Annotated in this window: 9 protein-coding genes; 8 read left to right on the forward strand and 1 reads right to left on the reverse strand. The window is 72.9% G+C overall.

Translation table 11 applies throughout. The features are described 5' to 3' along the window. The first annotated feature begins 137 nt into the window (after nucleotides 1-137). From ACFV3E_RS07810 to ACFV3E_RS07820, 3 genes are read left to right on the forward strand one after another with little or no spacing between them, the layout of a single operon-like run. The gene (locus tag ACFV3E_RS07810; protein ID WP_500533935.1) at nucleotides 138-797 is read left to right on the forward strand and encodes an HAD family hydrolase; all 660 of its coding nucleotides are present in this window, start codon (nucleotides 138-140) and stop codon (nucleotides 795-797) included. 43 nt (nucleotides 798-840) lie between these two features. Beyond that, nucleotides 841-2073: an MFS transporter gene (locus ACFV3E_RS07815; protein ID WP_500533936.1), complete on the forward strand. Its 1233-nt coding sequence runs from the start codon at nucleotides 841-843 to the stop codon at nucleotides 2071-2073. Beyond that, nucleotides 2024-3199 carry an acetoin utilization protein AcuC gene (locus ACFV3E_RS07820; protein WP_500533938.1) on the forward strand — a complete coding sequence of 392 codons (1176 nt, stop codon included), beginning with the start codon at nucleotides 2024-2026 and terminating at the stop codon, nucleotides 3197-3199. The genes ACFV3E_RS07815 and ACFV3E_RS07820 overlap by 50 nt, the downstream gene beginning before the upstream one ends. Before the next feature lie 8 nt (nucleotides 3200-3207). Here ACFV3E_RS07820 and ACFV3E_RS07825 read toward each other — a convergent pair whose 3' ends face one another. Continuing rightward, complete coding sequence (locus ACFV3E_RS07825; RefSeq protein WP_500533939.1) at nucleotides 3208-4791, reverse strand: GMC family oxidoreductase; 1584 nt, start codon at nucleotides 4789-4791, stop codon at nucleotides 3208-3210. A gap of 144 nt (nucleotides 4792-4935) precedes the next feature. Between ACFV3E_RS07825 and ACFV3E_RS07830 the strand changes: the two genes are divergently transcribed. From ACFV3E_RS07830 to ACFV3E_RS07850, 5 genes are all read left to right on the forward strand, one after another. After that, nucleotides 4936-5751: a phosphatase gene (locus tag ACFV3E_RS07830; RefSeq protein ID WP_500533940.1), complete on the forward strand. Its 816-nt coding sequence runs from the start codon at nucleotides 4936-4938 to the stop codon at nucleotides 5749-5751. Nucleotides 5752-5879: 128 nt separating this feature from the next. After that, nucleotides 5880-6092: a helix-turn-helix domain-containing protein gene (locus ACFV3E_RS07835; RefSeq protein WP_018558718.1), complete on the forward strand. Its 213-nt coding sequence runs from the start codon at nucleotides 5880-5882 to the stop codon at nucleotides 6090-6092. Between the two features lie 107 nt (nucleotides 6093-6199). Beyond that, nucleotides 6200-6298: a 30S ribosomal protein bS22 gene (locus ACFV3E_RS07840; RefSeq protein WP_003948845.1), complete on the forward strand. Its 99-nt coding sequence runs from the start codon at nucleotides 6200-6202 to the stop codon at nucleotides 6296-6298. A 186-nt stretch (nucleotides 6299-6484) separates the two neighbouring features. Beyond that, nucleotides 6485-7537, forward strand: a complete 1053-nt coding sequence (locus ACFV3E_RS07845) for an NAD-dependent epimerase/dehydratase family protein (RefSeq protein ID WP_500533942.1) — start codon at nucleotides 6485-6487, stop codon at nucleotides 7535-7537. Nucleotides 7538-7563: 26 nt separating this feature from the next. Next, nucleotides 7564-8742, forward strand: coding sequence for a lysophospholipid acyltransferase family protein (locus tag ACFV3E_RS07850; RefSeq protein WP_500533944.1), 1179 nt, complete (start codon nucleotides 7564-7566; stop codon nucleotides 8740-8742). The last annotated feature ends 138 nt before the right edge of the window (nucleotides 8743-8880 follow it).

The following is an 8880-nucleotide window of genomic DNA, read 5'->3' on the forward strand; positions in this document are numbered from 1 at the left end:
CCCTGTGGGAGAGTAGGACGCCGCCGAACAATTATTAGCCTCAGCCCCTGAGTTTCGACTCGGGGGCTGAGGCTTTTCTGCGTTGTCCCCCCAAAGCGCCGGGCCGGCCGGATCCGGTGCCCGACTACAGTGGGGCGGTGCGCTACGACCTGGTCATCTTCGACAACGACGGCGTGCTCGTGGACAGCGAGCCGATCGCCAACCGCATCCTGGCGGGCCTGCTGACGGAGTTGGGCCACCCCACCACGTACGAGGAGTCCGTCCGCGACTACATGGGCTCCGCGATGCACCGCGTCCACGACCTGGTCGCCGAGCGCACCGGGCAGCGGCTGCCGGAGGACTTCGACGCCACGTACTACGCACGCGTCTTCGAGGGTTTCCGGCGTCAACTGGAGCCGGTACCGGGCGTGGCGACCGTGCTGGGGAAGCTGGCGGCGGACGGGGTGCCGTACTGCGTCGCGTCCTCAGGCAGCCACGAGCGGATCCGGGTGGCGCTGAAGAAGACCGGGCTGTACGGGTACTTCGACGAGGAGCGGATCTTCAGCGCGCAGGACGTCGGCCGCGGGAAGCCGGCACCCGACCTGTTCCTGCACGCCGCACGCACGATGGGCGTGGCGCCGGAGCGGTGCGCCGTGGTGGAGGACAGTCCGCTCGGGGTGCGGGCCGCGGTGGCGGCCGGGATGGACGCGTACGGCTTCACGGCGATGACGCCGGCGGAGAAACTGGCGGGAGCGGGCGCCGGGGCACGGGAGTTGTTCGCGGACATGGCGGAGCTGCCCGCGAAACTGTTCGTGTGATCGATCTACCCGTCCGTAGCCCGCGGCCCTACGCTGCACGCTCATGGACGGCATCGACAGCGGATTGCGCCATGGACGGGCCTCGTTGGCCGTCAGTTTCTTCGCGCAGGGGGCGGCGTTCGCGCTGCTGGTGACCCGGATCCCGGCGCTGCAGGACCGTTACGGCATCAGTGACGCGCTGCTGCCCGTGTTCCTGGCCGCGGTGCCCGTCCTGGCCGGCGTGGGCAGCGTCGCCACCGAGCACCTGGTCAAGCGGGTGCGGCCGAGCGTGGTGCTGCGGTGGGTGCAGCCCGTGGTGTGCCTGGCGCTGCTGGGCGCCGGCGCCGGGGACGCGCTGTGGCAGCTGGCGACGGCACTGGCCGTCTTCGGGATATGCGTGGGCGCCCTCGACGCGTCCATGAACATGCTCGGGGTGAGCCTGCAACGCGCGTACGGGCGCAGCATCATGCTGGGCTTCCACGCCGCGTACAGCTTCGGCGGCATCCTGGGGGCGTCGCTGGCCTGGGCGGGGGCGCACTGGCACCTGTCGCTGGCGGTGCTCTACGGGCCGGTGGTCGCGGTGCTGATCCCGCTGACGCTGGCGGGCAGTCGCTGGTACGTCGACCAGAAGGCCGATGCCCCCGACGGGCAGGACGCGGCGGCCTCGCCGGCCGGGACCGCGGTGGCGATGCGGCTGCTGCTCCCGCTCTGCATGGTGATGGCCTTCGCGTACATCGGGGACTCCACCGTCTCCAACTGGAGCGCGAAGTACCTGCAGGACGTGCTCGGCGGCTCCGAGCAGTTGGCGACCGTCCCGTACAACGTCTACATGGTCACCACGCTCCTGGGCCGCGCGGTCGGCGACCTCGGGGTGCGGCGCTTCGGGGCCGCGGCGGTGGTGCGCGCGGGCGCGCTGGTGGCGGCGGCGGGCTTCGCGGTGGTCGCGGCCGCGCCGGGCGCGTGGGTGGGGATGGCGGGGTTCACGCTGCTGGGCCTGGGGCTGTGCGTGATCGTGCCGCAGACGTTCGCGGCCGCCGGGCGGCTCTTCCCGGGGGCGTCGGACACGGCGATCGCGCGGCTGAACATCTTCAACTACGTGGGTTTCCTGGTCGGTTCCCCCTTGGTGGGTGCGCTGGGCGACGCGTGGAGCTACCGGGGGGCGATGCTGGTCCCGATGCTGCTGGTGACGGCGACGCTGCTGTACGCCCGCTCGTTCGGGGCGGAGCCCGCCCGATACGGTGTCGACCATGAGCGGCCGCGCACAGCTGATGTGGGACGAGCAGGTAACGGGCTATGACTTCGGTCGCGGCCACCCGATGGACCCGGTGCGGCTCGCGCTGACCATGGGGCTGGTCCGGGCCTTCGGTCTGGACCGGGCGGTGACCGTGGCCGCGGCCCCCGCGGCCGGCGATTCGACGCTGCGCCTGGTGCACGAGGCGGAGTACGTGGCGGCGGTGCGCCGCGCCTCCGCCGACCCCAAGGGCATGACGGAACTGGCGTACGGCCTCGGCACCGAGGACACCCCGGCGTTCGAGGGCATGCACGAGGTCTCGGCGCTGATCGCGGGCCAGTCGGTGGGGGCGGCCGAGGCGGTGTGGCGCGGCGAGGTGACGCACGCGGTGAACTTCGCGGGCGGGCTGCACCACGCGATGCCCGGGATGGCCTCCGGGTTCTGCGTCTACAACGACGCCGCGCTGGCCGTCGCCCGGCTGCTGGAGCTGGGCGCGGAGCGCGTCGCGTACGTGGACGTGGACGTGCACCACGGGGACGGCGTCCAGACGGCCTTCTGGGACGACCCGCGCGTGCTGACGATCTCGCTGCACGAGCACCCGCGCACGCTCTTCCCGCAGACCGGCTGGCCGGAGGAGACCGGCGGCCCGGAGGCGCAGGGCGGCGCGGTGAACGTGGCGCTGCCGGCCGGCACCGGGGACGAGGGCTGGCTGCGGGCGTTCGACGCGGTCGTCCCGGAGCTGCTCGCGGCCTTCCGGCCGCAGGTGCTGGTGACCCAGCACGGCGCGGACACGCACTTCGAGGACCCGCTGGCGCACCTCGCGGTGAGCCTGGACGCGCAGCGGGCGGTGGCGGAGGCGCTGCACGGCCTGGCGCACGAGCACGCCGAGGGCCGCTGGGTCGCCCTGGGCGGGGGCGGCTACGCGGTGGTCGACGTGGTGCCCCGGACGTGGACGCACCTGGTGGGCATCGCCGCCGGGCAGCCGGTCGCGCCGGAGGCGGCGACGCCCGAGGAGTGGCGGGCGGAGGTGTACCGCAGGACACGGCAGATGGGGCCGCTGCGGATGACGGACGGCCGGGACGCGGCGTTCACCGGCTTCCACGACGCGGGGTACGACCCGGCGGACCGGCTGGACCAGGCGATCCTGGCGACCCGGCGGGCGGTCTTCCCGCTGCACGGGCTGCTGCCCTAGGCAGGGTCTCAGGCACGTCCGGGCCCCGCGAGGGGCGACCTGGCGCCGGCCCGCAGCAGCTCCGCCGCACGTTCGGCGATGGCGTAGACCGTGGCGTTGGTGTTGGCCGAGACCGGGGCCGGCATCACCGAGGCGTCGGCCACGCGCAGACCGTCGACACCGCGCACCCGCAGGGCGGGGTCGACGACGGCGTACGCGTCGGTGCCGATGCGGCAGGTGCCCGCGTAGTGGTTGTAGGAGCGTAGGTTGCGGCCGAGGTAGGCGCGCAGCTCGGTGCCGCCGGTGGTGTCCGGGCCGGGGAGGACCTCCTCGCCGTACCAGTCCGCCAGCGCGGGGCCGGCGGCGATCTCCCGTGCCGCGTCCAGGCCCCGCACCATGGTGTCGAGGTCGCGGATGTCGGCGTAGTAGCGGGGGTCGATGAGCGGTGGCGCGCCGGGGGCGGTGCCGGAGAGCCGGACCGTTCCGTGGCCGTACGGCGCCATGAGGGCGACCATGACCGTCCAGCCTTCGCCGACGGCCGGGCCGGGCAGGCTCTCCTCGCGGATCGGGACGTCGACGACCTGCAACTGGACGTCGGGGCCCGGTGCGTCGGGCCGGGTGCGGATCAGGCCCTGGACCTCGCCGTGGTTGTTGGCGCCCGGCGGGACGGGGCGGGGGGCCCGTACGACGACGCCGGAGACCACGTGGTCCAGCAGGTGGGAGCCGACGCCGGGCAGGTGCACGGCGGTGGGGACGCCCCAGTGGCGCAGGTGGTTGCGGGGGCCGATGCCGGAGAGCATGAGCAGTTGCGGGGTGCCGACCGCGCCCGCGGCAAGGACCACCTGCCCCGGCGGGGAGCAGCGGGCGGTGCGCAGCTCGCCGTCCGCGGCGTACTCCACGCCCGTGCAGCGGCCGCCGGCCAGGAGGACCCGGTGCGCGAGGGCCCCGGTCAGCACGTGCAGGCCCGGCCGGTGCCGTGCCGGGCGCAGGTAGGCCGTGGCGGCGTCCTGGCGTACGCCGTCGGCGATGCTGAGGTCGCCCCAGCCGAACCCCTCCTCCAGGCCGCCGGCGAGGTCGCCTGCCTCGGGGTGGCCGGCGTCGACGGCGGCGCGCAGGAAGTCCCGGGCGACGGGGTGGCGGTCGGCGGCGGGGCCGACCCGCAGGGGTCCTTCCATGCCGCGCAGTTCCGGGTCGCGGCCCGGGACGCCGGTGAGGTCCTCACTGCGGCGGAAGCAGGGCAGCAGGTCGTCCCAGCCCCAGCCCTGCGCGCCCTCGGCGGCCCAGGCGTCGTAGCCGGAACGGTGGCCGCGCAGGAAGTTCATGGCGTTGATGGCCGAACTGCCGCCCAGGCCGCGGCCGCGGGGCCACGGCACGGCGAGACCGGTCCCGGTCTGCGGCACGGTGCGGTCCGCCCAGTCCAGGGGGGTGCCGAGCAGGCCGGGCCAGGCCGCGGGGACGGAGACCTCCGGAGGACGGCCTGCCCCGCCGGCCTCCAGGAGCAGCACACGGGTCGCGTCGTCCTCGGAGAGACGGGCGGCGAGCACGCACCCCGCGGTTCCCGCCCCCACCACGACGTAGTCGAACTCGCCCGCGTCGGCGGAGGTGTCGGCCACGGGGCCCTCCCATCGCTGTCGCGTGCTATGTCCGTATTGTACGGAGGGTTTCGCCGGGTACGCCGACCCGAACGGCCGCCCCTCGGGAGTGATGTCCGGGCCGTTCCGGCACGTGAGGGGGGCGGGGGAGGCCACCATCGGCGCGTGGTGACTGTTGCCGCGCTGCGGGCGCATCTGGTGGGGGCGGGGATCGCGGGGGTCGTGACGACACCGCGGGAGAAGAGCCTGCGCAGCTATCGGCTGTTCGCCGCGGGTGATCCGCGGCAGACGCTGGGACTGGAGCCGGCGCGGCCCTGGACGCAGTCCGGTCTCTTGCGGTTGATGGCCGACCGATGCGGGGTTTCGCCTGACCCGGGGCACACTTCCGGGCAGGATGTGATCGACCCGGACAGCACGCTCGCGGGACTCGAGGCCTTCGCCGGCCGGCTGAAGGAGGCCGCGCGGCGCAGGGAGCCCGTGCTCATCGGTACTGGTCACCCGCATCGGCTGCTCGGCTTCTACGCCGGATTGGCGGCCGGGCTGTCGGCGGCGGGATGTCCCGTACTCACCCCATCGCATGGCCGATGTATCGACATGACGACGCAATTCGGCCTACGCACGTACAACCTCTGGTACGTAGGGGGCGTCGCGACGGTCCGGGATGCGCCGGGTGAGGGCGCCCGTGGTGCGCCGGCGGTACACACGCACTCCCCGCTCCCGGTTCGGGCCGCGCTGGCCGGTGCGGCAGGACGTGGGGGACTGCTGCCGAGCCTCGTGGTGGGAGACCACGGCTGGGTCTGCGGAGCAGGTCAGCTGGGCATCGAGGCCATCGGGCTGGCCGATGCGGACGACCCCGCGGTCTTCGTCGCCGAGGTGGAGGGCAGGGTTTCGGCCGTGGTTCCGCTTGATGACGCTGTGCGGTCCGATTACTACCGACCGCTTACGCGCTATGTACTCAATCGAGCGTGTCTGTCACAGTAGTCAACCGATCGCTACTCCTCTTCCCCACTTGCATCACCCGCACCTAATCTGGGGAGGAGCGCACGTGCGAGAGGGAGTCACCGGAGGGGAAGCCGGTGCCCGTCATGTGCGGAAGGTTCAGGTGTGTCATGGCTTCAAGCGAGAGGCCTCTCAACGAGGTCGTGTTCCTGACCGTGGCAGAGGTCGCCGCGGTGATGCGAGTGTCCAAGATGACCGTGTACCGGCTGGTGCACAGCGGTCATCTGCCGGCGATCCGGGTGGGGAGGTCCTTCCGGGTGCCGGAGCAGGCCGTCCATGACTATCTTCGGGAGTCCTACGTGGGGGTGGGGGAAACTGCCTGACGGCCGCCTCGGTTTCTACTCGGCGCTTGCGGACGGGTAGGCTGAGCCGACGTAGGTCGTGTGGGCTCGGACGCCCCGCACCGAGTGAAAACGAAGCGAGGGTAGTCGTGGGCTCTGTCATCAAGAAGCGGCGCAAGCGTATGGCCAAGAAGAAGCACCGCAAGCTGCTGAAGCGTACGCGTGTGCAGCGTCGCAACAAGAAGTAAGCGAGCTACGCGTCGCACTTCACTGCCCTCCCGCCCCCACGGACCGTGGGGGCGGGAGGGCAGTCGCGTTCCCGGGGGGACCGCCGGCCGGGCCCTCCTTGACGGTGCTCGTACGTTCGGGCGTCATCACGGCGCAACATCGAACCGATACGGTGCGTACATGCGGTGCGAGGGAAGGCGCTGATCTTGGGCAAAGTGGTGCTGGTGACCGGAGTCGCCCGCCAGCTCGGCGGCCGGCTGGTACGACGCGTGATGCGCGACCCCGACGTCGACCGGGTGATCGGGGTCGACACGATGCCGCCCCCGCACCGTCTGGGCGGCGCGGAGTTCGTCCGTGCCGACATCAGGCACCCGATGATCGCGAAGGTGCTGGCGGAGCACTCGGTGGACACGGTGGTCCACATGGACGTCAGCGGCACGCTGCCCGGCCGCAGCAGCCGGACCGCGGTCAAGGAGACCAACGTCATCGGCACGATGCAGCTGCTGGGCGCCTGCCAGAAGGCCCCGACGGTGCGCCGCCTGGTGGTGAAGTCCACGACGAGCGTGTACGGCTCGGCGCCCCGTGACCCGGCGGTCTTCACCGAGTCCATGCCGCCCAAGTCGTTGCCCAGCGGCGGCTTCGCCAAGGACGCGGTCGAAGTCGAGGGATACGTACGCGGCTTCGCACGGCGTCGCCCGGACGTTGCCGTATCGGTTCTGCGGTTCGCCAACATCCTGGGCCCGCGGGCCGACACCCCGCTCGCCGAGTACTTCGCGCTGCCGGTGCTGCCGACCGTGCTCGGCTACGACCCGCGGCTGCAGTTCGTGCACGAGGACGACGTCATCGACGTCCTGATGCTGGCCCTGCGCGACGAGCGCAACGGGACGATCAACAGCGGCACGTTCAACATCGCCGGTGACGGGGTGCTCCTGCTGTCGCAGACCGCGCGACGGCTGGGGAAGCCCACGGTGCCGGTGCTGCTGCCCGCCGTCACCTGGGTGGGGCAGATGCTGCGCACCGCCGGCGTCACCGACTTCTCGCGCGAGCAGATCCGGCTGCTCACCCACGGCAGGGTCGTGGACACCACGCAGATGCGCGAGACGCTCGGCTTCACCCCGAAGTACACCACCGCCGAGACCTTCGGCGACTTCGCCCGCAGCCACGGCCCCGGCCTGCTGCCGCCGGACCGGCTCGCCGAGGCCGTCGACCGGCTCGCCGCGCTGGTCCCCGCGGGCGGCCCCCGAGGACTGAGCTCGTGAGCACTGCTGCGAGGAGGAACCGCACCATGGCGGACGCCAAGGTCATCCCGTTCGACGAGGACACGCGGACGCGGAGGGGGGCACCGCGCTCGCGCGGGCGGGCCGCGGCCCGCGGAAAGGCGGGCGGCGACACCGGGAACGCGGTGGCCGCGCTGCCGGTGGAGGAGCGGGCCGTGCGCGTCGCCGCGGAGCCCGACGCCGTCCAGGACGCCGTGACGGCCTCCGCGGACACCCCCGGCACCGATGGTGCCGGTGAGGCGTCCGAGGGCGCGCAGGCCGCGGCGGAGGGCGCTGAGGGGCACCCCGGCACACCGGGCGGCCCGCTGGTCGCCGCGCTCGGCTCGGCCGCGGACCGGCTGCTGGGCGGGCCCTGGGAGCGCCGGGTGGCGCACGGGCTGGCCTTCCTGCGCCGCCGGATCACCGGCGACTACGAGGTCGACGACTTCGGCTACGACGAGGAGCTCACCGACCAGGTCCTGATGTCGCTGCTCCGGCCGCTGTACGAGTCGTACTTCCGGGTCGAGGTGAAGGGCATCGAGAACATCCCGGCCGAGGGTGGTGCCCTCGTGGTGGCCAACCACTCCGGGACGCTGCCGATGGACGGGCTGATGATGCAGGTCGCCGTCCACGACCACCATCCCGCGGGGCGGCACCTGCGACTGCTGGCGGCGGACCTGGTGTTCGTGCTGCCGCTCGTCAACGAGCTGGCCCGCAAGGCCGGGCACACCCTCGCCTGCGCGGAGGACGCCCAGCTGCTGCTCGAACGCGGCGAGGTGGTCGGCGTGATGCCCGAGGGCTTCAAGGGGCTCGGGAAGCCCTTCTCCGAGCGCTACAAGCTGCAGCGCTTCGGGCGGGGCGGCTTCGTCGCGACCGCGCTCAAGACCGGGGTGCCGATCGTCCCGTGCTCCGTCGTGGGCGCGGAGGAGATCTACCCGATGGTCGGCAACGCCAAGACGGTGGCCCGGCTGCTGGGCTTCCCGTACTTCCCGGTGACGCCGACGTTCCCGTGGCTGGGGCCGCTGGGCATGGTGCCGCTGCCGACGAAGTGGACGATCCAGTTCGGCGAGCCGATCCCGACGGACGGCTACGCGCCGGAGGCGGCCGAGGACCCGATGCTGGTCTTCAACCTGACCGACCAGGTACGCGAGACGATCCAGCACACCCTCTACAAGCTGCTGGTGCAGCGCCGCTCGGTCTTCTTCTGACGTTCCCGGGCCTTGTGCCCGGCCGGCAGGAGCCGGACACGGCGGTGGGCCGGGGCATGGCGGCCCGGCCCCCGCCCGGCGGTCCCCGCGCAGTCGCGCCGGGCGGGCGCGGCGCAGAGCCGGAGGCCCCGGCTCCGC

The sequence above is a fragment of the Streptomyces sp. NPDC059718 genome (assembly GCF_042733315.1).
GTDB lineage: Bacteria > Actinomycetota > Actinomycetes > Streptomycetales > Streptomycetaceae > Actinacidiphila.

What these genes read in the sequence shown, in the direction of transcription:
- ACFV3E_RS07815 (WP_500533936.1), top strand. Translation starts at nt 841, where the DNA reads ATGGACGGCATCGACAGCGGATTGCGCCATGGACGGGCCTCGTTGGCC.
- ACFV3E_RS07850 (WP_500533944.1), top strand. Translation starts at nt 7,564, where the DNA reads ATGGCGGACGCCAAGGTCATCCCGTTCGACGAGGACACGCGGACGCGG.
- ACFV3E_RS07835 (WP_018558718.1), top strand. Translation starts at nt 5,880, where the DNA reads ATGGCTTCAAGCGAGAGGCCTCTCAACGAGGTCGTGTTCCTGACCGTG.
- ACFV3E_RS07820 (WP_500533938.1), top strand. Translation starts at nt 2,024, where the DNA reads ATGAGCGGCCGCGCACAGCTGATGTGGGACGAGCAGGTAACGGGCTAT.